Here is a 24,354-nt window from a genome sequence, read left to right on the forward strand (position 1 = left end):
TATGACGCAACGGCTGCTGGTGGTGGGCAACGGCATGGCGGGGATGCGCATGGTGGAAAGCCTGCTGCGCCTCGCGCCGGATCGTTACGCCATCACCGTGATCGGGCGCGAGCCGCACGGCAACTACAACCGGGTGCTGCTCTCGCCGGTGCTGGCGGGCGAGCGACCCTTCGAGGAGACGCTCATCCATACCCAGACCTGGTACCAGCAGCACGGCGTCACGCTGCTGGCAGGCGAAACGGCGCTAAAGCTCGACCTCGCGACGCGGCGGCTTGAGACCGATCGGCGTGCGCTGTCCTGGGATCGGCTGGTGTTCGCTACCGGATCGCGTCCGCGGCTGCCCGCGATAGCCGGCGTCGACCGGCCGCAGGTCTTTGGCTTTCGCAGCAAAGCGGACGTCGACGCGCTGCTGGCTGGAACGGGGCCGGTGGTGGTGCTGGGCGGCGGTTTTCTCGGCATTGAGGCCGCCGCCGCGCTGCGTGCCCAGGGGCGCGAAGTCACGCTGCTGCACCACAAAAGCTGGCTGCTGGATCGCCAGCTCGACGCCCAGGCAGGCGCGCTGCTCCTTGCGCAGCTTACGTCGCGCGGCCTGCACGTCGTGCTTAACAGCGGGCTGGCGGCGGTGACGGAAACCGGCGTGCTGCTCGCCGACGGTCGCGCGCTGCCTGCCGCGCAGGTGGTGATCGCCATCGGCGTCGAGCCGGAGATTGCCATCGCGGCGGCGGCGGGCGTGCCCTGTCATCGCGGCATCATCGTTGATCGCCAGCTGCGCAGCGCGCTGCCCGGCGTTTACGCCCTCGGCGAGTGCTGTGAAACAGGCGGCGAGACCTTCGGGCTGGTGGCGCCCTGTCTGGCGCAGGCGGAGGTGCTGGCGGCGCAGCTGGCGGGGCAGCCGGTTGCTGATTTTCGCCATCAGGTCGACGGCACCCGCCTCAAGGTCAGCGGGATTTCGCTGTTTAGCGCCGGCGATATCCGCGAGGCGGAGAGCTGCGTCAGCTTCGATCCGATCGCCGGCGACTACCGCCGTCTGTTTCTGCGCGACGGCCGGTTGAGCGGCGTGCTGCTCTACGGCGACTGTCGCCAGGCCGCGCCGCTGCTGGCGAAACTGCAGGCGGGCGAACGCGCCGCGCTGCACACCCTTTTTGATACTTCACCCGAAACGCAGCCGCAGGCTGCAGGAAGCCCGATGATGAGTAAACCGGTATTAGCCGTGGTGGGTCACGGCATGGTCAGTCACCATTTCCTCGAACAGCTGGTGGCGCGTGCGCTGCACCAGCGCTATCACATCGTGGTCTACGGCGAAGAGCGGCTGCCTGCCTATGACCGCGTTCATCTCTCATCCTGGTTCGACGGTAAAAGCGCCGCCGATCTGTCGCTGGTCGGCGAGGACTTTTTTGCGGCGCACGGCATTGAATTGCGCAGCGACTGCCGGGTGGTGGCGATCGATCGCCAGCAGCGCAGCCTGCGCGATAGCCGTGGCGACGAGCTGACGTGGGACCGGCTGGTGCTCGCCACCGGCTCGCGTCCCTTTGTGCCGCCGATCCCCGGCCACGACGACCCGCGCTGCTTCGTCTACCGCACGCTGGACGATCTCGACGCCATCGCCGCCTGCGCGCGCCGCAGCCGGCGCGGCGTGGTGATTGGCGGTGGCCTGCTGGGGCTGGAGGCGGCCAACGCGCTGCGCCAGCTTGGGCTGGAGACCCATGTGGTCGAATTCGCGCCGCGCCTGATGGCGGTGCAGCTGGACGAGGGCGGCGCACAGATGCTGCGGCGTAAAATCGACGCGCTCGGCGTGCAGGTGCACACCGCGAAGCAGACGGAAAGCCTCGTGCGCGAGGCGGACGACAGCCTGACGCTGCGGTTCGCCGACGGCGAGACGCTCAACGTCGACATGGTGCTCTTTTCGGTGGGCATCCGCCCGCGCGACGAGCTGGCGCGCGCGGCGGGATTAACCCTCGGCCCGCGCGGCGGCATCGTCATCAACGATCTGTGCCAGACCAGCGACGAGGCGGTGTTCGCCATCGGCGAGTGCGCGCTGTGGAACGGGCAAATTTTCGGCCTGGTGGCGCCCGGCTACCAGATGGCGCGCGCGCTGGCCGGACACCTCGCCGGCGAGGCGAGCCTGTTTACCGGCGCGGATATGAGCACCAGACTCAAGCTGCTGGGGGTTGAGGTCGCCTCGTTCGGCGACGCCCACGGCCGTACAGCGGGCAGCCAGAGCTACTACTGGACCGACGAGCCTAAAGGGATATACAAGAAAATCGTGGTGTGCGGCGAGGGCAAAACCCTGCTGGGCGGCGTGCTGGTAGGGGACAGCGCCGACTACAGCACGCTGCTGCAGATGATGCTCAACCAGATGGCGCTGCCCGCCGCGCCAGAGAGCCTGATTCTGCCCGCGCTGGCGGGAGCGCCGAGCCGGGCGCTGGGCGTGGCGGCGCTGCCGGACAGCGCGCAGGTCTGCTCCTGCCACAGCGTCAGCAAGGGGGAGATCTGCGCCGCGGTGCAGGCGGGCTGCGGCGATATGGCGGCGATCAAGCAGTGCACCCGCGCCGCCACCGGCTGCGGCGGCTGTTCGGCGCTGGTGAAACAGGTGATGGAGCACCAGCTGGCGACCCTCGGCGTCGAGGTGAAAAAGGATATCTGCGAACACTTCCCATACTCGCGGCAGGAGCTTTATCACCTGATGCGCGTCGGCGAGCTGAAAAGCTGGGAGGCGCTGCTGGCGGCGCACGGGCGCGGCCACGGCTGCGAAGTCTGCAAGCCGCTGGCGGCGTCGCTGCTCGCCTCCTGCTGGAACGACTACCTGCTGAAGCCAGCGCACCTGCCGCTGCAGGAAACCAACGATCGCTACTTCGCCAATATTCAGAAAGACGGCAGCTACTCCGTGGTGCCGCGCGTGCCGGGCGGCGAGATCACGCCGCAGGGGCTGATCGCCATCGGCGAAGTGGCGGCGCGCTACGATCTCTACACCAAAATCACCGGCGGCCAGCGTATCGATCTCTTCGGCGCGCGGCTGGATCAGCTGCCCGCTATCTGGGAAGCGCTGCTGGCGGCGGGCTTTGAGACCGGCCACGCCTACGGCAAATCGCTGCGCACGGTGAAATCCTGCGTCGGCTCCAGCTGGTGCCGCTACGGCGTGCAGGACTCGACCGCCTTCGCCATCGCGCTGGAGCATCGCTACAAAGGGCTGCGCGCGCCGCACAAGATCAAGATGGCGGTGTCAGGCTGCACCCGCGAGTGCGCCGAAGCGCAGAGCAAAGATATCGGTGTCATCGCCACCGAAAAGGGCTGGAATCTCTACGTCTGCGGCAACGGCGGCATGAAGCCGCGCCACGCCGATCTCTTCGCCAGCGATCTCGACGACGAGACGCTGATCCGCTATGTCGATCGCATCCTGATGTTCTACGTGCGCACCGCCGACCGGCTGCAGCGCACCAGCGTCTGGATGGATAATCTCGACGGCGGGCTCGACTATCTGCGCCAGGTGGTGATGGAGGACAGCCTCGGCATCGCGGCGACGCTGGAGGCGGAAATGCAGCGCGTGGTCGAGAGCTACCAGTGCGAATGGCAAACCACGCTGGCGGATCCGTCGCGGCGCGCGCTTTTTACCCCCGCTGTAAACGGCGCGGGGGCGGACGAGGCGCTGCGTTACGATCGGGTGCGGGATCAGCGCCAGCCCGCGACGCCAGCGCGCATTGCGCTGCGCGAGCTGCCGGCCGAACCCTGGAGCGCGCTGTGCGATCTTGCGGCGGTGCCGCCGCAGGCGGGCATCGGGGCGCGTCTCGGCAGCGAGCGCATCGCGCTGTTCCGCTTCGGCGAGGATCTCTACGCGCTGGAGGATCGCGAACCGGGCAGCGAAGTCAGCGTGCTGTCGCGCGGCATCCTCGGCGACGTGGCGGGCGAGCCGGTGGTGATCTCGCCGCTCTACAAGCAGCGCGTGCGCCTGCGCGACGGGCAGAGTCTCGACAACCCGCAGCATCAGCTGCGCTGCTGGCCGGTGAAGCTGGAAGCGGGGCGCATCTGGGTGGCGAACCGGCCGCTGAACCTGATGGCGGAAGCCTCATGAAGAGCACCTGTCCCTACTGCGGCGTCGGCTGCGGCGTCAGCGTAGGCGTCGACGGCGCCGTCGCCGGCGACGTCAGCCATCCGGCCAACCTCGGACGCCTGTGCGTCAAAGGCGCCGCGCTGGGCGATACCCTGCACGCCAGCGGTCGGCTGCTGCGGGCGCGGGTCGACGGCGAGCCGGTAGCGCTGGAACGCGCGCTGGAGAGCGCAGCCGCGCGCCTGCGCGCCATTATCGAGCAGCACGGTCCGGAGGCGGTGGCGATCTACGCCTCCGGCCAGCTGCTCACCGAGGATTACTACGTCGCCAACAAGCTGATGAAGGGCTATCTCGGCGCGGCCAATATCGACACCAACTCGCGCCTCTGCATGGCCTCGGCGGTGGTGGGCTACAAGCGCGCCTTTGGCGCGGACGCGGTACCCTGCTGTTATGAAGATTTCGCCGAGGCGGATCTGGTGGTGCTGGTGGGCTCCAACGCCGCCTGGACCCATCCGGTTGCCTATCATCGACTGGCGCAGGCGAAGCAGCAGCGTCCGGCGATGCGCGTGGTGACGATCGATCCGCGCCGCACCGCGAGCGCCGACCTGGCGGATCTGCATCTGCCGCTGCGGCCGGGCAGCGACGGCGCGCTGTTCAGCGGTCTGCTTAACTGGCTGGCGCAGCATGGCGCCATCGACAGCAGCATGCTGCCGCACCTGAACGGCGTCGAGGAGACGCTGGCGGCGGCGCAGCCCTGGACGCTGGCGCGCGCGGCGGCGGCCTGCGATCTGGATAGCGGCCTGCTGGCGCAGTTCTACCAGCTGTTTAGCGACAGCGATCGGGTGCTGACGCTCTGGTGCATGGGCATTAACCAGTCGGCCGCCGGCAGCGACCATAACAACGTCATTGTTAACGTCCATCTGCTGAGCGGCAAGCTGGGGCGCGCGGGCTGCGGACCCTTTTCGCTGACCGGACAGCCTAACGCCATGGGAGGACGCGAAGTGGGCGGGCTGGCGAATCAGCTGGCGGCGCATATGGGCTTCAGCAACGCCGAATGCGACCGGCTGCAGCGCTTCTGGCGCAGCCCGACGGTGGCGCGGCGGCCCGGCCTCACCGCCGTCGCGCTGTTCGAGGCGGTGGCGCGCGGCGAGGTGAAGGCGGTGTGGATCCTCGGCACGAATCCGGCGGCGTCGATGCCGGAAGGCAACCGCGTGGCGCAGGCGCTGGCCGCGTGCCCGCTGGTGATTGTCTCCGACGTGATGGCGAACACCGACACCACGGCGTTTGCCGATATTCTGCTGCCCGCGCTCGGCTGGGGCGAAAAAAACGGCACCGTGACCAACTCCGAACGGCGCATCTCGCGCCAGCGCGCTTTTGTGCCGCCGCCCGGCGAAGCGAAGCCCGACTGGTGGCTGCTGGCGCAGGTGGCGCAGCGACTCGGCTTTGGCGACGCCTTCGGCTGGCAGCATCCGGCGGCGATTTTTCGCGAGCACGCCGCGCTCTCCGGCTTTGAAAACCACGGCCAGCGCGCTTTCGACATCAGCGGGCTGGCGCAGCTCAGCGACGACGCCTGGGACCAGCTGAAACCGGTGCAGTGGCCGGTCAACGCGCGCTTCCCTGACGGCTGCGCCCGACTGTTCGGCGATCGCCGCTTTTATCATGACGACGGCAAAGCGCGGCTGCTGCCCTGCGCCGCGCCGCTGGAGACGGCGGGCGACGAAGGCTATCCGCTGCTGATGAACAGCGGACGTATTCGCGACCAGTGGCACACCATGACGCGCACCGGCGCGGTGCCGCGCCTGATGCAGCATATCGACGAGCCCTTTATCGCGCTGCATCCCGTAACGGCGCAGCGCTGGGGGCTCGCCGATGGCGATCTGGCGCGGGTGCAGTCGGCGCGCGGCTGGATGGCGGCGCGGGTGCGAGTCGACAGCGGTATGCGTCTTAACGAGCTGTTTGCGCCGATGCACTGGAACCGTCAGTTCGCGCTGCGGAGCAATGTTGACGCGCTGGTGACGGCGCGCTGCTGTCCGGCATCGGGCCAGCCGGCGCTGAAGCAGACGGCGGTGCGTATCCAGCCGTTGCGTACCGGCTGGCAGGGCTGGCTGTGGCAGCGCAACGTCGAGGCGCCTTCCGGGCTGCGCTACTGGGCGCGCGCGCCTCAGGCAGGCGCGCAGCGGCTGACGCTGGCGGGCGACGGCGTCGCGCGCGACTGGGCGCAGGCGCAGCTGACAACGCAGAACATGCAGCTGCAGCAGGCCGTGGGCGCTGCGGGAGAGTACCGGCTGCTGGCGTGGCGCGAGGGCGAGCTGCAGCTGGCGTTCTACGCCGCGCCGCGCCTGCCGAGGCTTGACCATGAATTCATCACCGCCGCCTTTCGCGCGCCGCCCGCCGACGCCGCCGGACGCTTTGCGCTGCTGGCGGGCAGCAGCGCGCAGGGCAGGGACGCGGGGCGCATCATCTGCAGCTGTTTCGGCGTCGGCGAAACGGCGATCCGGCAGGCGATGGCGCTGGGCTGCAACTCGCCTGCGGCGCTCGGCGCCGCGCTGAAGTGCGGCACCAACTGCGGCTCCTGCATTCCTGAACTGAAACAACTGTTATTCACGCCAGCCACGGCGTAACGGAGAACGCGATGACCTTTGCTATCGATTCACTGAATAAACTGCTGTCAAACGGCGACGGGCAGGGACGCGTCTGGCTGGTCGGCGCGGGACCGGGCGACGTCGAGCTGCTGACGGTGAAAGCGCTGCGGCTGCTGCATCAGGCGGAAGTGGTAGTCTATGACCGGCTGGTGAGCGAGGCGGTGATGGCGGAGGTGCCGACCTCAGCGCTCTGCATCGACGTCGGCAAACAGCCTGGCCGTCACGGGATGAAACAGGGCGAGATCAACCAGCTGCTGGCAGATCTGGCGCGCGGCGGCCGCGAGGTGGTGCGGCTAAAGGGCGGCGATCCCTTTATCTTCGGACGCGGCGGCGAAGAGCTGGCGTTTCTGCAGCAGGCGCAGGTGCGCTGCGAGGTGGTGCCGGGCATCACCGCCGCCGTGGGCTGCGCCGCCGCCAGCAACATTCCGCTGACGCACCGCGACTGCGCCCAGTCGCTGCGGCTGATCACCGGCCACGGCAAGCTGGGCGAGCCGCAGCTGGCGGATCGGGCCTACGGTGACCCGCGCGAAACCCTGGTGTTCTATATGGGGCTGCGCTGGAGCGCCTCGATCGCCGCCCAGCTTCAGAAGCAGGGGCGCGCGGGCGATACCCCGGTGGCGATCGTCGAGAACGGCACGCGCGCGGATCAGCGGGTGCTGATCACCTCGCTGGCCGGGCTGGCGCAGACGGTGGCGCAGCAGCGACCGGTCTCGCCATCGCTGCTGATTGTCGGCGAGGTGGTGCGCTACGCCGCAGCGGCGCAGCGGGCCGCAGCGGCGCAGGCCTAAACCGCGCGCCGCTGCGCCTGCGGCAGCGGCGCCACCAGCACGTTGACGCCAAGCGCCTCAAAGGCGGCGATCTGCGCCGCGCTGATCCCGTCGTCGGTGATCAGATAGTGGATATGGCTCCAGTCGCAGGGCAGCGCGAACATCGACACCTTGTCGATTTTGCTGGAGTCCGCCACCACGTAGACCGTGCTGGCAGAGTTGATCATCGCCATTTTCACCTTGATGTCGGTTTCGCTGGGGAAGCTGAGACCGAGGCGTGGCGAAATGCAGGCGGTGGCGAGAAACAGCTTTTGCGCCAGCACGTTTTCAAAAAAGCTCGCTGCCTTTTCGCCGGAGGTAGAAAGGGTCGGGAATTTAAAGGTGCCGCCGGTAAGCAGAATGTTGATACCCGGCTCGCCGCCCAGCTTGAGCGCGATATTCACCGCCGTGGTGACCACCGAGAGGCGACGAATATGGCCGATCGCCTCGGCGATGGCGGTAGTCGTGGTGCCCGAATCGAAAATCACCGTGTCGCCGTTTTCGATATGCTGCGCCGCCAGTCGGCCGATCGCCTCTTTTTCCTCCAGATGGGTCTGCCGTTCCAGCAGCAGCGCGCCGGTATTCTGCTTGCCGGTCATCAGGGTCGCGCCGCCGTGATAGCGTTGCACAAACCCCTGCTTTTGCAGCATTCTCAGGTCGGTACGGATAGTGGCCTCCGTCAGGCCGAACGCCTCCGTCAGCGCCTTAACCGTCACCGTGCCGTCTTCACGGATCATCTCCAGAATCTTTTCGCGGCGCTGCTGCATATCGGCAAGCTGCTCAATTTTGCTTTTCAATCGAAATGCTCCCTCTTCTCAATCACGGTCATATCCGGCGAATTGATGCCTGACGCTGAGTTTACCCCGCACTTTTAGCGAATGCGAGGCAGCCCGGCGCGCCATTTGTTTTCGAATGAAAATGAAAATCTCGCATCTCTTTGAAAGCGCAGGGTTCGCATAGCGCCTTTATCCATGCCCGGTTTATGCGGTTTACGCTATATCACACGAAAACAAAGGGATAAAAATAATTTTCGCGAGGTGTATGAAATTTGATCTCACCCACATACCATTGCGATTCGATAGCTTATATTTTTGTTCGAAAATCAAATATCCCGTAAGTCCGGAAAAAATCCGTTTTTAACTGGAGCGGCCGCCGGCAACGACACAAGTGAGGAACAGATGAGCAGCGAATATGACGTAAACCTGCGCTACGGCGTCGACAGCGCGATGGATCTTGGCGGCAAAGTGGCGGTGGTGACTGGCGGACTCGGGGGTATCGCCATGGCGAGCAACGAGATGCTGCTGGCGAAAGGGGCGCGTCTGGCGCTGCTCTATCCCCCTTTCGAAGCGGAAAAGGTCGCTAGCCTGCGCGACAGCTTCGACGCAGACAGGGTGCAGTTCGTCACCTGCGACGTCACCGATCCGGCGTCGGTGGAGAGGGCGTTCGACGAGGTGGCGCAGCACTACGGCCAGATCGATATCCTGGTCAACTGCGCCGGCTACGTGATGCTGCAGCCGGTGCTGGAAACCGATTTTGCCGAATGGCAGAAGCAGATCGCCGTTAACCTGACCGGACCGTTTCTCTGCGCGCAGGCGGCGGGCAAACGCATGGTCGCGGCGGGCAAGGGAGGCAAAATCATCAATATCGCCTCGCAGGCGGCCTCGATCGCCATCGACAATCACGTCGCCTACACCTCCGCGAAGGCGGGCCTGCTCGGCATGACCAAAGTGATGGAGAAGGAGTTCGCGCCGCACCGCATTAACGTTAATACCCTGTCGCCCACCGTGGTGCTGACGCCGATGGGCGAAAAAGCCTGGCGCGGCGAAAAGGGCGAAGCGATGAAAAAACTCATCCCGTTAGGCCGCTTCGCCTACACCGACGAAATCGCCGCCGCCGTGCTGTTTTTCGCCAGCAACGGCAGCGACATGATTACCGGCGCCGATCTGATGATCGATGGCGGTTTCACTATCTGGTAATGCAGCACCAGCCCCAAAGCCTTACCCCCCTACAAATAGAAGAGAGAATATCGCCATGAAAACCCGCTCCCTGCTGTGCACCGCGATCGCCGCCAGCCTCTTCTCCAGCGCCGGCTTCGCGGCGGAGAAAGGCACCATCATGATCCTCGTCAACTCGCTGGATAATCCCTATTACGCTTCGGAAGCCAAGGGCGCCAACCTCAAGGCGCAAGAGCTGGGCTACAAAACCTCGGTGCTGTCGCATGGCGAAGACGTGAAGAAGCAGAGCGAGCTGATCGACGCCGCCATCGGCAAAAAAGTGCAGGGCATTATTCTCGACAACGCCGACTCCACCGCCAGCGTCGCGGCGATCAAAAAGGCCAAAGAGGCCGGTATTCCAGTGGTGCTGATCAACCGCGAAATTCCGGTCGACGACGTGGCGCTGGAGCAGATCACCCATAACAACTTCCAGGCCGGTTCCGACGTCGCCACCGTGTTCGTCGAGAAGATGGGCGAGAAGGGCAAATATGCCGAGCTGACCTGCAACCTGGCGGACAACAACTGCGTGACGCGTTCGAAATCCTTCCATCAGGTGCTGGACCAGTATCCCGATATGCAGAGCGTGGCGCGCCAGGATGCGAAAGGCACCCTGATCGACGGCAAGCGCATCATGGACAGCATTTTGCAGGCGCATCCCGATGTGAAAGGGGTGATCTGCGGCAACGGACCCGTGGCGCTGGGCGCGATCGCCGCCCTGAAGGCGGCGGGCCGCAACGACGTCACCGTGGTGGGGATCGACGGCAGCAACGACGAGCGCGACGCGGTGAAGGCGGGCACGCTGAAAGCCACGGTGATGCTGCAGGCGCAGGCGATCGCCGCGCAGGGCGTCACCGATCTGGATAACTTTATTCAGAAGGGGGTCAAGCCGGCGAAGCAGCGCGTGATGTTCCGCGGCATCCTGATTACGCCGGATAACGCCAGCGGCGTGCAGGACTTCAACTTTAAGTCGTAACCCCCTTGCAGCGGCGCCCGTCCTGGACGGGCGTCAGGAGAACCCCATGGACAGACGACTCTGGCTTCTGCTTCCGATGATTGTGCTCAGCGGTTGCCGCATTGTGTCGCAGCAGGAGCTGGCGGATCTGAAAAATCCGCCGAACCCGAAGATGGCGAATATCGCCCAGACCTGGCGCGAACAGCTAGTGCCGCAGGTGCAGCGCGACGCGAAACCGGCGGCCGAACTGCTGAAGGCGCTGCAGGCGGCGAAAGATTTCGACACCGCCTGCAGCACGCTGGGCTATCGCAGTCAGGCGGAAAACCCCTGCGTGTTTAGCGTCAGCGTCAGCGGCGAAGTGACGGCGGTCAATACCACGTCGCGCAGCGGTCGTATGACGGTCAAAGACGCCTCTGGCGACAACATCACGGTGCAGACCGGACCGATTATTCCCGGCACCGCGCTGCGCGACGCCTATAAAGGGGCGAGCTATCAGGACTTTAACGACCAGGTGCTGTTCGGCGACTACGGCCGCGCCATCAATCAGCAGGCCTCCAGCATGATGACCGCCTTTAAGCCGAAAGTGGGCGACAAGGTGCAGCTGACGGGCGTATTCAGCAGCTGGGATGTGCCGCAGCAGATCCCGAACGTGACGCCTGTCGCCATCGCGCGGCAGTAAGGAGCGGTTATGCAGCATTCACAAGCGGACGGCGAGGTGATTATCGAGACGCGCGGCCTGTCGCGCATCTATCCCGGCGTCACCGCGCTCGATCAGGTCAACTATCGCGTCTATCGCAACAAGGTCAACGTGCTGATCGGCGAAAACGGCGCGGGCAAATCCACCATGATGAAGATGCTGGCCGGGGTAGAGACCCCTTCCAGCGGCGAAATCCTGCTCGACGGCGAGCCGGTATCGCTCTCCTCGACGCACCAGGCGGAAAAACAGGGCATCAGCATTATCTTTCAGGAGCTGAACCTGTTTCCCAATATGAACGTGATGGACAACATCTTTATCGCCAACGAGTTCTTCCAGCGCGGCGTGATCAACGAGAAGTATCAGTATGCGCTGGCGAAGTCGCTGCTGGAGCGGCTGGAGCTGGATGTCGATCCCTACGCGCCGCTGGGCGAGCTGGGCATCGGCCATCAGCAGCTGGTGGAGATCGCGCGGGCGCTCTCGAAAGATACGCGCGTGCTGATTATGGACGAGCCGACCAGCGCGCTCAGCCAGTCGGAGGTGAAGGTGCTGTTCAACGTTATTGAGCAGCTGAAGCGGCGCGGCGTCACCATCATCTATATCTCGCACCGGCTGGAGTAGCTGATGGAGATCGGCGACCACATCACCATCTTCCGCGACGGCCGCTTTATCAGCGAGCGCGAGGTGCGCGACGCCAGCGTGCCCTGGATTATCGAACAGATGGTCGGCGACAAGAAAAAGCACTTCGACTATCAGGCGGCGGCGCAGGGCGAAACGGTGCTGGAGGTAGACGGCCTGACCGCGCTGCATCAGAACGGCGGCTACCGGCTCAACGACGTCAGCTTCTCGCTGCGCAAAGGGGAAGTGATCGGCATTTACGGCCTGCTGGGCGCCGGGCGCACCGAGCTGTTCAAAGGGCTGATCGGCCTGATGCACTGCCAGTCGGGCAAGGTGCGGCTGGCGGGCAGCGCGCTGGAGCGGTGCAGCTTTCAGCAGCGGCTGAAGCGCGGCATTACGCTGGTGCCGGAGGATCGCCAGGGCGAAGGCGTGGTGCAGCTGATGTCGATCACCGCCAACATGACGCTGACCGACCTCAGCCTGCGCGGCTTTCGCCGCGCGCTGCGCCTGCTGCATCCGGCCAAAGAGAAGCGGCGCGTCGACGAAATGATCCAGCATCTGGCGATCAAGGTCAGCGATCCCGAGCTGCCGATTACCTCGCTGAGCGGCGGCAACCAGCAGAAGGTGGTGCTGGGTAAGGCGCTGATGACCGGGCCGCAGGTGGTGCTGCTGGACGAGCCGACGCGCGGCATCGACGTTGGCGCGAAAACCGACGTCTATCACCTGATCGGCACGCTGGCGCAGCAGGGGCTGGCGGTGATGTTCTCCTCTTCCGAACTGGATGAGGTGATGGCGCTGGCGGACCGCGTGCTGGTGATGGCAGACGGCCGTATCACCGCCGATTTACCCCGCGCTGAGGTTACGCGCGAAAAACTGATTACGGCCTCAACGCCGCATGACTAAGCCGCCGGTTTACCAGGCATGACGGGCGACGTCGATCGCCCGCAGGAGAGATGATGAACCAAAAATACCTGCTCTATATGTACCTGCTGAAAGCGCGCACCTTTATCGCGCTGTTGATCGTCATCGGCTTTTTCAGCGTCATGGTGCCGAACTTTCTTACCCCGTCGAACCTGCTGATTATGACCCAGCACGTCGCCATTACCGGGCTGCTGGCGATCGGCATGACGCTGGTGATCCTCACCGGCGGCATCGATCTCTCGGTGGGCGCGGTGGCGGGCATCTGCGGCATGGTGGCGGGCGCGCTGCTCACCAGCGGCGTGCCGCTGTGGGGCGGCAATACCCTGTTTCTCAACGTGCCGGAAGTGATCCTCGCGGTGGCGCTGTTTGGCGTAATTATCGGGCTGGTGAACGGCGCGGTGATCACCCGGCTCGGCGTCGCGCCCTTTATCTGCACCCTGGGCATGATGTATGTGGCGCGCGGCGCTGCGCTGCTGTTCAACGACGGCAGCACCTACGCCAACCTGGTCGGTCTGCCGGCGCTCGGCAATACCGGCTTCGCCTTTCTCGGCTCCGGCACGCTGCTCGGCATCTATCTGCCGATCTGGCTGATGGTGGGCTTTCTGCTGCTCGGGCTCTACCTGACGCGCAAAACGCCGCTGGGGCGCTACATCTACGCCACCGGCGGCAACGAATCGGCCGCGCGGCTGGCGGGCGTGCCGATCGTGAAGGTGAAGATTTTCGTCTACGCCTTCTCCGGCCTCTGCGCCGGGCTGGTGGGGCTGGTGGTGGCGTCGCAGCTGCAAACCGCCCATCCGATGACCGGCAATATGTTCGAGATGGACGCCATTGGCGCCACGGTGCTGGGCGGCACGGCGCTGGCGGGCGGTCGCGGTCGCGTCTCCGGCTCGATTATCGGCGCCTTCGTGATCGTCTTCCTCGCCGACGGCATGGTGATGATGGGCGTCAGCGACTTCTGGCAGATGGTGATCAAGGGGCTGGTGATTGTCACCGCCGTGGTGATCGACCAGTTCCAGCAACGGTTGCAAAGCAAAGTGGTGCTGCTGCGTCGCCATGAAAAAAAGCAGCAGTCGACATCGGTATCTGAAGTTAGTCATGGATAAGCGGAGGGCAACATGACGCGTAATTTTCAAGGACAAACCGTAGTAATTACCGGCGCCTGTCGCGGCATCGGGGCCGGCATCGCGGCGCGCTTCGCGCGCGACGGCGCGAACCTGGTGATGGTCTCCAACGCCGAGCGGGTGTTCGCCACCGCCGAAGCGCTAAAGGAGAAGTACGGCAGCGATATTCTGGCGCTGCAGGCGGACGTCACCGACGAAGCCGCGGTCCAGCAACTTTATCAGCAGGCGTTTGACCGCTTCGGCCGCATCGATGTGTCGATTCAGAACGCGGGCGTGATCACTATCGACCGCTTCGACGCTATGCCGAAGGCGGATTTTGAGAAAGTGCTGGCGGTGAATACCACCGGCGTCTGGCTCTGCTGTCGCGAGGCGGCGAAGTATATGGTGAAGCAGAACGGCGGCAGCCTGATCAACACCTCTTCGGGCCAGGGGCGTCAGGGGTTTATCTACACGCCGCACTACGCGGCGAGCAAGATGGGGGTGATCGGCATTACCCAGAGTCTGGCGCTGGAGCTGGCGCCCTGGCACATCACCGTGAACGCTTTCTGTCCCGGCATTATCGAGAGCGAGATGTGGGACTATAACGACCGCGTCTGGGGCGAGATCCTCAGCACCGATGAGAAAAAATATGGCAAGGGCGAGCTAATGGCGGAGTGGGTAGAGAATATTCCGCTGAAGCGCGCCGGTCAGCCGGAGGATGTCGCCGGGCTGGTGGCGTTTCTCGCCTCTGACGACGCGCGCTACATTACCGGCCAGACCATTAACGTCGATGGCGGGCTCATCTTCTCCTGACGCCCTCTTCAGGCTGGATAAATCCGAGTTTATCCAGCTTTTCCCCTGGTTTTTCCGCTTTTCACCGCCTTTCTCTGCAAATTCATCACGATGTGTTAAAGTTGACTCAAGCCATTTTGTGAGCCAGGTCTCGTTAATTAGCCGAAAAACCCGATAAGACGCTATGTTTTTTCATCGCTTTGCCCGTGTTTTTTTTGCCTCTTCGCCCCTTGTCGCGGCGATCCTTTCCGCTGTGCCTGCGGCGCAGGCTTTCACCGGCACCGCCTCCGTGGCGGAGACGCCTTTCGAGGATCCGGCTCGCTTTAACCAGCAGCTGGCGGCGCTGCCGTCGCTGGGCAACGCGCAGAGCGACGACGAGTGGAATAAGCGGCTCGCCGCTATCGCCAAAGACATCGGCGAAGCGAGCCAGAACGGCGACAACAGCACCAGTTTCGGCCAGCAGGCGGGCGTCTGGGCTTTCAACCACTTTCGCGACGAGGTGGCGAATCGCGTCGAGAGCGAAGGGCAGTCGCTGCTGTCGCCCTACGGCAACGCCCAGCTCGATCTGATGGTGGATATGCAGGGCAGCTTTACCGGCACCGGCGGCGATCTCTTCACCGCGCTGGCGGACGAGCGCAGCCATCTCACCTTTAGTCAGGTAGGGGTGCGCGATACCAGCGACGGGCTGGTGGGCAACGTCGGGCTGGGCCAGCGTTGGGTGACGCCAAACTGGCTATTGGGCTATAACGCCTTTCTCGATCGCAGCTTCGATATCGGCCAGCAGCGCGCCTCGCTCGGCACTGAAGCCTGGAACGAGAATCTGCGCTTCTCCGCCAACTACTATCACCCGGTGGGCAGCTGGAAGAACAGCGGCGACACCGGGCAGCAGCGCATGGCGCGCGGCTACGACATCACCACCCAGAGCTATCTGCCGTTCTATCGTCAGCTCGGCGTGTCGCTGAGCTGGGAGCAGTATCTCGGCGATAACGTCGATCTCTTTCACAGCGGCAACCGCTATCACAACCCCTCCGCGCTGTCGCTCGGCCTCTCCTATACGCCAGTGCCGCTGGTGACGCTGTCGGCCAGCCACAAGACCAGCAGCGCGGGCGAGACGCAGGATCAGCTGGGGTTAAAGCTTAACTATCGCTTCGGCGTAGCGCTGAGCAAGCAGCTGGAGGCGAGCAACGTCGCCGAGGCGCGTTCGCTGCGCGGCAGCCGCTATGACCGCGTCACCCGTTCCGATACGCCGGTGCTCGATTTTCGCCAGCGCAAAACTCTGTCGGTGTTTCTCGCCACGCCGCCGTGGCAGCTGACGCCGGGCGAAAGCCTGCCGCTGAAGCTGCAGATCCGCCACAGTAACCCGATTAAGGCGGTGAGCTGGCAGGGCGATACCCAGGCGCTGAGCCTGACGCCGCCCGCCAATAACAGCCAGCCGCAGGGCTGGAGCCTGATCGTGCCCGCCTGGGACGACTCGCCGGGCGCCAGCAACGAGTATCGCCTGTCGGTGACGCTGGAGGATGATAAGCAGCAGCGCGTCACCTCGAACTGGATCACCCTGAAGGTGCAGCCGCCGATGCAGGCCGATGCCGGCGCGGCGTCCGGTCGCTTCGATATTATGGCGCCCTGACGGCATATGCGCGGTCAGCGATAAATTGTGACAATTGTCACAATTTATCGCTGGTCAGGCGGGCGGGAAAGTCGCAGAATCGCCGCAAAATCCCTTGTCACCTGCAGATCATGATCGTTCGTCCCCATCGCCACTGGTTCGTTCGTTTGTTCGCCTGGCACGGCTCTGTGCTGCCTGTTATTTCATTTCGTTTGTTTCTCAACCTGCTGATGTCGCTGCTCGCACTCTGGCTGCTCAACTGGTACGAGACGCTCGGCATAAAGCTGACGCTGGCGCCTTTTAGCCTGCTCGGCGTCTCCATTGCGGTGTTTCTTGGTTTTCGCAACAGCGTCTGTTTCGCGCGCTTCAGCGAGGCGCGCCATTTTTTTGGCGCGCTGCTGATCGCCTGTCGCACGCTACAGCGGCAGGTGCTGGCGCTCTTTCCTGAAGAGGCGCCGCGCATTCAGGCGCTGCTGCTGGCGTTCTGCTACAGCCTGAAGCACCAGCTGCGGCGCAGCGACGCGCGCGCCGATCTGCAGAGGCTGCTCGGGGAAGATGCCGACTGGGTGCTGTCGCGCCGCTCGCCGACCAATATGCTGCACCTTCAGCTCTCGCACTGGCTGGCGGATCAGCGTCGCCAGGGCAAAATCAGCGATCTGGTGTGGAGCAATATCGACGAGAGCCTGAATCAGCTGGCGGCGGTGCTCGGCGGCTGCGAACGGCTGGCGAGCATGCCGGTGCCATTCGCCTACGGCCTGCTGCTGCACCGCACCGTCTATCTCTTCTGCACGCTGCTGCCGTTCGCGCTGGCGCCCGATCTGCACTACATGACGCCGCTGGTGTCGATGTTTATCTCCTACACCTTTTTGTCGCTCGATACGCTGGCGGAAGAGCTGGAGATGCCATTCGGTTATCAAAACAACCATCTGCCGATGGATGCGATCTGCGCCAATATCGAGATCAGCCTGCGGGAAATGGCGGGGGAAGAGGAGACGCTGCCGACGCCGCTGCGCCCCGACGCCTACTACCGTCTGACCTAGCCCTGGCGGCACGCCTCTGCGGGGAGCAAAAAAAAGGCCGCTTGCGCGGCCCTGCGCGCCCGGTTGACACGGACCGGGCGCAGAGTGAGGGTAAAACCTTATCAGAACTGGTAGATCAGGCCGACGGCGGTGATATCGTCGGTCTTCAGACCCAGCGGGTTGTTGTCGTCCAGCAGGTTGATCTTGTACTCCACGTAGGTCGACATATTTTTGTTGAAATAGTAGGTGGCGCCCACCGCAACATATTTGAAGATGTCGGCGTCGCCGATATTCTCAATCTCTTTGCCCTTAGATGAAACGTAGCCTATCGACGGGCGCAGGCCGTTCAGGAACTGATACTGCGCCACCGCTTCGAAGTTCTGCGCTTTGTTGGCGAAGCCGCCGCTGATCGGCGTGGCGTTCAGGGTTTCGCCATACATCGCCGCCAGATAGATCTGATTCGCATCATATTTCACCGCCGTCGCCCAGTTCTGCGCTCTTTCGCCGTCGCCGCGCGCCGCCGCATTCTGCGCTTCGGTGCGATCGAGGCTGGCGTAGGCGCCGGTAAAGCTCAGGCCGAAATCGAAGGCGTAGCTGGCGGAAAGGGCGTAGCCGTCGCCGTTGGAGCGGCGCACGCCGTCGGTGTTGCCGGCGCGATCGTTTTTACCTTCATACTGCGCCGCCAGGCTCAGTCCTTTAATCAGGCCGAAGAAATCTTTGTTGCGCCAGGTGAGCAGGCCGGTGGAGCGTCCCGCCAGGAAGGCGTCGGTGTAGCCGGAATCGCCGCCGAAGAAGGGCAGCATATCGGTATAGGCGAACGCGTCGTAGACCAGTCCGTAGTTGCGGCCATAGTCGAGCGAGCCGGCGTCGCCGAACTTCAGACCGGCATAGCCGAGACGGGTGCGGTTGCCGTTCTGCGCGTCGCTGCCTTCCGAGTTGCGCAGGCTGTACTGATACTGCCAGAAGCCATAGCCGGTCAGCTGGTCGGTAATCTTGGTTTCGCCCTTAAAGCCGAGGCGCGTATAGGAAGAGGTATCGCCATCGTTGCTGCTGTCGTTGGAAAACAGGTGCGAGACGTTAATTTTTCCCACTAAGTCGAGTTTGTTGCCATCTTTATTATAAATCTCCGCTGCCTGGCCGGCAGATATTCCAACAAGAGACGACACCACTGCCGCCGCTAACGCGCGCTTCATCATTTATATTTACCCTGTCTTTGTTAGTTATTATTCCCCGCTATCTGGGGTGAAAGAAAAATGACACAAAAGGATAAGTTGACCTAGTGCAATAAGTGTAACTGAATATTTCAAAAGCAATTTCACTGTTTATGTTGTTTGTTTTTTGATCTTTCTGGCGCGGCGGAAATTATCGGCAGTAAAAGGATTAATGAAAGGTTTTCGATGCAATATGTTGATTTTAAAGAGAGTTTACCCGATATTTGGTGAGGTTTGTTTATGCGAATGCACCTTTGCGAACGGCTAGCCAATCCCAAATGAAAATCAAGCTTTACCGAAAAAGTTCAAATGCCACACTAAGAGTAATGCTCTAATAATTAGCTTGCTTACAAATTAAGTGACCATCATTAATTCTTATTGCTGCATTGATGATAACGTCAGTAATAATTGTTTTAACCCCTACTATTTATTTGCTGAAACCTGATTAATAAAACCCCTGGCGTTTTTCCACACGGGAGTATGCTCTCAGCCTGACCAGACTTATTTCTTTTGGCATTAAATCTGATTCCCTCTTTTATGCGAGCGATCTGCCATGAAACAGAGCGCGCTGCACTTATAAAGTGCGTTTTTTGCCTGAATTTGAACATAAAAGTCAGGAGCGATCACAAAAGCAATATTTACTCCGGCAACTGCATAAATCTGCTGCGGAATATGCGGCGCAGGCGCGGCGCTCACGAAATTATTCACTATATATGCATTTAAAGTGAATAGCGTATGATTTTAAGTTATTGATATTTCGTTGTCCTCCCTCTTTTATGCATTTATTCGCTTTGCTGGCACGCAAGCTGCACTTTACAGTAGGGCTGTGTTCACCCGAATTTCACAAATTTAAAACATTCGCTTTACTCACCGGTGCGCCGGGCGGGAAGGCAGGAGAAACAGTTATGTCACTGCAGGTTTCGCGTCACGATTTCGATCAATGGATGGTGCCGGTCTATGCGCCAGCGAACTTTGTACCGGTACGCGCATCGGGCTCGACCCTCTGGGATCAGAACGGCAAAGAGTATATCGACTTTGCCGGCGGCATTGCGGTTAACGCACTGGGTCACGCGCACCCGGCGCTGCAGCAGGCGCTGACCGAACAGGCGTCGCGCTTGTGGCATACCGGCAACGGCTACACCAACGAGCCGATCCTGCGGCTGGCGAAGCAGCTGATCGACGCCACCTTCGCCGACCGCGTCTTCTTCTGCAACTCCGGCGCCGAAGCCAACGAGGCGGCGCTGAAGCTGGCGCGTAAAACGGCACACGATCGTTTTGGCGCGCATAAAAGCGGCATCGTCGCCTTTAATAACGCCTTTCACGGCCGCACCCTGTTTACCGTTTCCGCTGGCGGTCAGCCCGCCTACTCAAAAGATTTCGCGCCGCTGCCGCCCGATATCCGCCATACGCCGTTTAACGATCTGGAAGCGGCGGCACAGCTGATCGACGACAACACCTGCGCGGTGATCGTCGAACCGATTCAGGGCGAAGGCGGCGTGCTGCCTGCCGATCCCGCCTTTTTGCGCGGTCTGCGCGCGCTGTGCGACCAGCACCAGGCGCTGCTGATTTTTGACGAAGTGCAGAGCGGCGTGGGCCGCACCGGTTCGCTCTACGCCTATATGCACTACGGCGTGACGCCGGACGTGCTTACCACCGCCAAGGCGCTGGGCGGCGGTTTCCCTATCGGCGCAATGCTGACCCGCGAAGATCTGGCGCAGGTGATGAATGTCGGCACCCACGGCACCACCTACGGCGGTAATCCGCTGGCGGGCGCGGTGGCGGGCAAGGTGCTGGAGCTGATCAACCAGCCTGCGACCATGGCGGGCGTCACTGAACGCCATCAGTGGATCGTCGAGGCGCTGGAGGAGATTAATCAGCGGCTGCATCTGTTCAAAGAGGTACGCGGCCTGGGCCTGCTGATCGGCGCGGTGCTGAACGAGGATTATGCCGGTAAAGCGAAGCAGTTTAACCTGGCGGCCGCCGAGCAGGGCGTGATGGTGCTGATCGCCGGCGCTAACGTGGTGCGCTTCGCGCCGGCGCTGAATATCAGCGAAGAGGAAGTCAAAACCGGCATGGCGCGCTTTGCCGTCGCCTGTGAACACCTGGCGCGAGGATCGACATCATGATGGTGATTCGTCCTGTTGAACATGACGATCTGGCGCAGCTCCTGGCGCTGGCCGGCAAAACCGGCGGCGGACTGACCTCGCTGCCGGTTGACAGCCCCACGCTGCAGGCGCGCATCGAGCGCTCGCTGCAGACCTGGCAGGGTGCGCTGCCGCGCGCCGAACAGGGCTACGTCTTCGTGCTGGCGGACAGTGAAGATAATCGCGCCGTGGGCATCTGCGCCATTGAGGTGGCGGTCGGACTGCAGGAGCCCTGGTATAACTTTCGCGTTGGCACCCAGGTGCACGCCTCGAAAGAACTCAACGTCTACGCGGCGCTGCCGACGCTGTCGCTGAGCAATGACCATACCGGCAGCAGCGAACTCTGCACGCTGTTTCTCGATCCCGACTACCGCGACGGCAAAAACGGCTACCTGCTCTCGAAGTCGCGCTTTCTCTTTATGGCCAACTTCCGCCACCAGTTTATGGATCGCGTGGTGGCGGAGATGCGCGGCGTCAGCGACGACGCGGGGCATTCGCCTTTCTGGGAGAGCGTCGGCAGCCGCTTCTTCTCTATGGAGTTTCGCAAGGCCGACTTCCTCAGCGGCACCGGCCAGAAAGCCTTTATCGCCGAGCTGATGCCGAAGCATCCGCTCTATATCGACTACCTGTCGCCAGAGGCGCGGGCGGTAATCGGCCAGGTGCATGAGAAGACCGCGCCCGCGCGCGCGGTGCTGGAGGCGGAGGGATTCCGCTACCGCAACTATATCGACATCTTCGACGGCGGCCCGACGCTGGAGTGCGAAATCGACGATATTCGCGCCATCCGTAAAAGCCATGTGCGCAGCGCCGTGCTCGGCGAACCGGACGAACATGCGCCGCTCTGTCTGGTGGCGAATCTGGACTATCACCGTTTCCGCGTCGCGCTGCTGCCCGCGCGCATCGAGCAGCATGACGTGGTACTTAATGAGAATCAGCTCAGGGCGTTGCACGTTGAGCCGGGCGATAGCCTGCGCGTGGTGACGCTGGGCGGCGAGGAGAAAAAAGCATGACGCAAATGATTAACGGCGAATGGCAGCCGGGCCGCGGGGATGCCTTGCGTAAAATCGATCCGGTGTTCGGCGAAACGCTGTGGCAGGGCGAGGCCGCCACGGCGGAGCAGATCGCGCAGGCTGCGGCAGCCGCCCGCGAGGCGTTTCCCGGCTGGGCGCGCCGACCTTTCGCCGAGCGTCAGGCGCTGGCCGAGCGTTTCGCCGCGCTGCTGGAGAGCCACAAAACCGAGCTGGCGGAAACCATCGCCGCCGAAACCGGCAAGCCGCGCTGGGAGGCGCTGACCGAAGTGCAGGCGATGATCAATAAGATCGCTATCTCTGTGAAGGCTTTCCACACGCGCACCGGCGAACAGCACGAGGGCGAAAGCTCGCTGCGCCATCGCCCGCACGGCGTGCTGGCGGTATTCGGCCCCTACAACTTTCCCGGCCATCTGCCTAACGGCCATATCGTGCCGGCGCTGCTGGCGGGCAACTGCGTACTGTTCAAGCCGAGCGAGCTGACGCCCCTGACGGCGGAGAAAACCGTGCGCCTCTGGCTGGAAGCGGGGCTGCCGCGCGGCGTGCTGGCGCTGTTGCAGGGCGCGCGCGCCACCGGACAGGCGCTGGCGGCGGAAACGCAGATCGACGGCGTGCTTTTTACCGGCAGCGCGGGAACCGGCTATCAGCTGCATCGCCAGTTCGCCGGCCAGCCGGAGAAAATGCTGGCGCTGGAGATGGGCGGCAACAATGCGCTGATCGTCGAGGATCCGGCGGATATCGACGCGGCGGTGCATATCGCTGTCCAGTCCGCGTTCATTACCGCCGGGCAGCGCTGCACCTGCGCGCGCCGTCTGCTGGTGAAGCGCGGCGCGGCGGGCGATGCCTTCCTGCAGCGGCTGCTGGAAGTCAGCGCGCGGCTGCAGCCTGGCGCATGGAACGCCGAGCCGCAGCCCTTTATGGGCAGCGCCATCTCCGTCGAGGCGGCAGAGAAGATCTATCAGGCGTGGCAGCAGCGCGTCGCGCTCGGCGGCACACCGCTGCTGGAGATGCGCTGGCCGCAGCGCAGCAACGCGCTGCTGTCTCCCGGCATCATCGACGTCACGCAGGTCCGCGGCCTGCCGGACGAAGAAGTGTTCGGCCCGCTGCTTAACGTCATTCGCTACGACAGCTTCGATGAGGCGATCCGCCTCGCCAACGAGACGCGCTACGGCCTGTCTTGCGGTTTAATCTCGCCGTCGCGCGCGCAGTTCGACCAGCTGCTGCTGGAGGCGCGCGCCGGGATCGTAAACTGGAACAAGCCGCTCACCGGCGCGGCGAGCAGCGCGCCGTTTGGCGGCATCGGCGCGTCCGGCAACCATCGCGCCAGCGCCTGGTATGCGGCGGACTACTGCGCCTGGCCGATGGCGTCGCTGGAGACGCCCGACCTGACGCTGCCCGCCGCGCTTTCGCCAGGGCTCGATTTCTCCGCGCGCGAGGAGCAGGCATGAAAACCACAGAAGCGAACTTCGACGGGCTGGTCGGCCTGACGCACCACTATGCCGGGCTGTCGTTCGGCAACGAGGCCTCGACGCGCCATCAGCATCAGCCGTCGAACCCGCGCCTGGCGGCAAAGCAGGGTCTGCTGAAGATGAAGGCGCTGGCGGACAAAGGCTTTGTGCAGGGGGTGATCCCGCCGCACGAGCGGCCGAACCTGCCGCTGCTGCGTCAGCTCGGCTTCCGCGGCAGCGACGAACAGGTGCTGGCGCAGGCGGCGAAGGCGTCGCCCGGGCTGCTTTCAGCGGTCAGCTCCGCCTCGGCGATGTGGGTGGCCAACGCGGCGACGGTGTCGCCCTCGGCCGACAGCGCCGACGGGCGCGTGCATTTCACCGTCGCCAACCTGAACAACAAATTCCATCGCGCCATGGAGGCGCCGCAGACCGCCCGGCTGCTGCGCGCTATCTTTCGCGATCCTCAGCATTTCGACGTGCACGACGCGCTGCCGCAGGTGGCGTTGTTCGGCGACGAAGGGGCCGCGAACCATAACCGCCTCGGTGCCGAGTATGGCGAACGCAGCCTGCAGCTCTTTGTTTACGGACGCGACGATAACGGCGGCATCGCGCCGGGACGTTATCCCGCGCGCCAGACGCTGCAGGCGAGCCAGGCCGTTGCCAGGCTGCATCAGCTTGACGAGCGCCACACCATCTTTGCCCAGCAGAACCCGCAGGTCATCGACCAGGGGGTGTTTCATAATGACGTTATTGCGGTCAGCAACCGCGAAGCGCTCTTCCTCCATCAGCGGGCGTTCGTCGATCAGCCTGCGCTGCTGGCGACGTTGCAGCGTCGCGTGCCCGGCTTTACCGCCATTGAGGTGCCCGAAAGCCGCGTCTCGGTGGCGGACGCGGTCAGCACTTATCTCTTCAATAGCCAGCTGCTGAGCCGCGACGATGGCGCGATGCTGCTGGTGCTGCCCGAAGAGTCGCGCCAGCATCCCGGCGTCTGGGGCTACCTGAGCGAGTTGGTAGAGCAGGGTGGCCCGGTGCGCGAGCTGGTGAGCTTCGACCTGCGCGAAAGCATGCAAAACGGCGGCGGTCCCGCCTGTCTGCGGCTGCGCGTGGTACTGACGCCGCAGGAGCGGCAGGCGCTGAATCCGGCGGTGATGATGAACGATCGCCTGTTCGCCACGCTCAATGACTGGGTGGATCGCCACTACCGCGATCGCCTGACGCAGGCGGATCTGGCAGACCCTCAGCTGTTAACAGAGGGCCGCGAGGCGCTGGACGAGCTGACCCGGCTGCTGGACTTAGGCAACGTTTACGCGTTTCAGCAGTAGCGGGAACGGCGCTGA

General features: G+C 63.4%; 17 protein-coding genes and 1 pseudogene. 15 read left to right on the forward strand and 3 right to left on the reverse strand.

Annotated elements, in window-relative coordinates; translation table 11 throughout:
• Nucleotide 1: 1 nt before the first annotated feature.
• From nirB to cobA, 3 genes are read left to right on the forward strand one after another with little or no spacing between them, the layout of a single operon-like run.
• Complete coding sequence (gene nirB, locus B3229_RS12435; protein WP_286871105.1) at nt 2–4,066, forward strand: nitrite reductase large subunit NirB; 4,065 nt, start codon at nt 2–4, stop codon at nt 4,064–4,066.
• Nucleotides 4,063–6,663, forward strand: a complete 2,601-nt coding sequence (locus tag B3229_RS12440) for a nitrate reductase (RefSeq protein ID WP_286871107.1) — start codon at nt 4,063–4,065, stop codon at nt 6,661–6,663. The genes nirB and B3229_RS12440 overlap by 4 nt, the downstream gene beginning before the upstream one ends.
• 11 nt (nt 6,664–6,674) lie before the next feature.
• Complete coding sequence (gene cobA, locus B3229_RS12445) at nt 6,675–7,472, forward strand: uroporphyrinogen-III C-methyltransferase (protein ID WP_286871108.1); 798 nt, start codon at nt 6,675–6,677, stop codon at nt 7,470–7,472.
• Here cobA and B3229_RS12450 read toward each other — a convergent pair.
• Entirely contained in the window at nt 7,469–8,287 is an 819-nt protein-coding gene (locus B3229_RS12450) for a DeoR/GlpR family DNA-binding transcription regulator (RefSeq protein ID WP_286871110.1), read from the reverse strand. The two genes, cobA and B3229_RS12450, sit on opposite strands and share 4 nt — an antisense overlap.
• A gap of 381 nt (nt 8,288–8,668) precedes the next feature.
• Between B3229_RS12450 and B3229_RS12455 the strand changes: the two genes are divergently transcribed.
• From B3229_RS12455 to B3229_RS12490, 8 genes and pseudogenes are all read left to right on the forward strand, one after another.
• On the forward strand, nt 8,669–9,466 hold the full coding sequence (locus tag B3229_RS12455; RefSeq protein WP_286871112.1) for a GolD/DthD family dehydrogenase: 798 nt from the start codon (nt 8,669–8,671) through the stop codon (nt 9,464–9,466).
• Nucleotides 9,467–9,521: 55 nt separating this feature from the next.
• The gene (locus B3229_RS12460) at nt 9,522–10,457 is read left to right on the forward strand and encodes a D-ribose ABC transporter substrate-binding protein (protein ID WP_286871113.1); all 936 of its coding nucleotides are present in this window, start codon (nt 9,522–9,524) and stop codon (nt 10,455–10,457) included.
• Nucleotides 10,458–10,503: 46 nt separating this feature from the next.
• Nucleotides 10,504–11,115: a DUF2291 family protein gene (locus tag B3229_RS12465; RefSeq protein ID WP_286871115.1), complete on the forward strand. Its 612-nt coding sequence runs from the start codon at nt 10,504–10,506 to the stop codon at nt 11,113–11,115.
• A 9-nt stretch (nt 11,116–11,124) separates the two neighbouring features.
• Nucleotides 11,125–12,651, forward strand: a pseudogene (locus tag B3229_RS12470) (sugar ABC transporter ATP-binding protein).
• Between the two features lie 53 nt (nt 12,652–12,704).
• A complete protein-coding gene (locus B3229_RS12475) occupies nt 12,705–13,772 on the forward strand; it encodes an ABC transporter permease (RefSeq protein ID WP_048786390.1) in 1,068 nt (355 codons plus the stop codon).
• A gap of 12 nt (nt 13,773–13,784) precedes the next feature.
• Complete coding sequence (locus B3229_RS12480; RefSeq protein WP_286871117.1) at nt 13,785–14,582, forward strand: glucose 1-dehydrogenase; 798 nt, start codon at nt 13,785–13,787, stop codon at nt 14,580–14,582.
• Between the two features lie 163 nt (nt 14,583–14,745).
• A complete protein-coding gene (locus B3229_RS12485; RefSeq protein ID WP_286871119.1) occupies nt 14,746–16,188 on the forward strand; it encodes a YchO/YchP family invasin in 1,443 nt (480 codons plus the stop codon).
• A gap of 110 nt (nt 16,189–16,298) precedes the next feature.
• Nucleotides 16,299–17,207 (forward strand): bestrophin family protein, encoded by a 909-nt coding sequence (locus B3229_RS12490; RefSeq protein ID WP_033747594.1) that lies wholly within the window; start codon nt 16,299–16,301, stop codon nt 17,205–17,207.
• Between the two features lie 101 nt (nt 17,208–17,308).
• Here B3229_RS12490 and B3229_RS12495 read toward each other — a convergent pair whose 3' ends face one another.
• Both B3229_RS12495 and B3229_RS12500 read right to left on the reverse strand, forming a co-directional pair.
• A complete protein-coding gene (locus B3229_RS12495) occupies nt 17,309–18,382 on the reverse strand; it encodes a porin (protein ID WP_286871122.1) in 1,074 nt (357 codons plus the stop codon).
• A gap of 531 nt (nt 18,383–18,913) precedes the next feature.
• A complete protein-coding gene (locus tag B3229_RS12500; protein WP_286871124.1) occupies nt 18,914–19,105 on the reverse strand; it encodes a hypothetical protein in 192 nt (63 codons plus the stop codon).
• A gap of 197 nt (nt 19,106–19,302) precedes the next feature.
• Between B3229_RS12500 and B3229_RS12505 the strand changes: the two genes are divergently transcribed.
• The 4 genes from B3229_RS12505 to astB are packed head-to-tail and all read left to right on the forward strand — an operon-like array spanning nt 19,303 to nt 24,339.
• Nucleotides 19,303–20,523 (forward strand): aspartate aminotransferase family protein, encoded by a 1,221-nt coding sequence (locus tag B3229_RS12505; RefSeq protein ID WP_276726332.1) that lies wholly within the window; start codon nt 19,303–19,305, stop codon nt 20,521–20,523.
• Nucleotides 20,520–21,551 carry an arginine N-succinyltransferase gene (gene astA / locus B3229_RS12510; RefSeq protein WP_286871128.1) on the forward strand — a complete coding sequence of 344 codons (1,032 nt, stop codon included), beginning with the start codon at nt 20,520–20,522 and terminating at the stop codon, nt 21,549–21,551. The genes B3229_RS12505 and astA overlap by 4 nt, the downstream gene beginning before the upstream one ends.
• The gene (gene astD, locus B3229_RS12515; RefSeq protein ID WP_286871130.1) at nt 21,548–23,017 is read left to right on the forward strand and encodes a succinylglutamate-semialdehyde dehydrogenase; all 1,470 of its coding nucleotides are present in this window, start codon (nt 21,548–21,550) and stop codon (nt 23,015–23,017) included. The genes astA and astD overlap by 4 nt, the downstream gene beginning before the upstream one ends.
• On the forward strand, nt 23,014–24,339 hold the full coding sequence (gene astB / locus B3229_RS12520; protein WP_286871132.1) for an N-succinylarginine dihydrolase: 1,326 nt from the start codon (nt 23,014–23,016) through the stop codon (nt 24,337–24,339). Before astD ends, astB begins: the two co-directional genes overlap by 4 nt.
• Nucleotides 24,340–24,354: the final 15 nt, after the last annotated feature.

This window comes from Pantoea sp. UBA5035, from assembly GCF_002415245.1.
In the GTDB taxonomy this organism is placed as follows: domain Bacteria; phylum Pseudomonadota; class Gammaproteobacteria; order Enterobacterales; family Enterobacteriaceae; genus Pantoea; species Pantoea septica.

Excerpts from the sequence above, each read along its gene's own strand:
- astA (WP_286871128.1), top strand. The coding sequence starts at position 20,520 with ATGATGGTGATTCGTCCTGTTGAACATGACGATCTGGCGCAGCTCCTG.
- B3229_RS12465 (WP_286871115.1), top strand. The coding sequence starts at position 10,504 with ATGGACAGACGACTCTGGCTTCTGCTTCCGATGATTGTGCTCAGCGGT.
- astB (WP_286871132.1), top strand. The coding sequence starts at position 23,014 with ATGAAAACCACAGAAGCGAACTTCGACGGGCTGGTCGGCCTGACGCAC.
- B3229_RS12455 (WP_286871112.1), top strand. The coding sequence starts at position 8,669 with ATGAGCAGCGAATATGACGTAAACCTGCGCTACGGCGTCGACAGCGCG.
- B3229_RS12480 (WP_286871117.1), top strand. The coding sequence starts at position 13,785 with ATGACGCGTAATTTTCAAGGACAAACCGTAGTAATTACCGGCGCCTGT.
- B3229_RS12495 (WP_286871122.1), bottom strand. The coding sequence starts at position 18,382 with ATGATGAAGCGCGCGTTAGCGGCGGCAGTGGTGTCGTCTCTTGTTGGA.
- B3229_RS12490 (WP_033747594.1), top strand. The coding sequence starts at position 16,299 with ATGATCGTTCGTCCCCATCGCCACTGGTTCGTTCGTTTGTTCGCCTGG.
- B3229_RS12485 (WP_286871119.1), top strand. The coding sequence starts at position 14,746 with ATGTTTTTTCATCGCTTTGCCCGTGTTTTTTTTGCCTCTTCGCCCCTT.
- cobA (WP_286871108.1), top strand. The coding sequence starts at position 6,675 with ATGACCTTTGCTATCGATTCACTGAATAAACTGCTGTCAAACGGCGAC.
- B3229_RS12440 (WP_286871107.1), top strand. The coding sequence starts at position 4,063 with ATGAAGAGCACCTGTCCCTACTGCGGCGTCGGCTGCGGCGTCAGCGTA.
- B3229_RS12475 (WP_048786390.1), top strand. The coding sequence starts at position 12,705 with ATGAACCAAAAATACCTGCTCTATATGTACCTGCTGAAAGCGCGCACC.
- astD (WP_286871130.1), top strand. The coding sequence starts at position 21,548 with ATGACGCAAATGATTAACGGCGAATGGCAGCCGGGCCGCGGGGATGCC.
- B3229_RS12460 (WP_286871113.1), top strand. The coding sequence starts at position 9,522 with ATGAAAACCCGCTCCCTGCTGTGCACCGCGATCGCCGCCAGCCTCTTC.
- B3229_RS12505 (WP_276726332.1), top strand. The coding sequence starts at position 19,303 with ATGTCACTGCAGGTTTCGCGTCACGATTTCGATCAATGGATGGTGCCG.
- nirB (WP_286871105.1), top strand. The coding sequence starts at position 2 with ATGACGCAACGGCTGCTGGTGGTGGGCAACGGCATGGCGGGGATGCGC.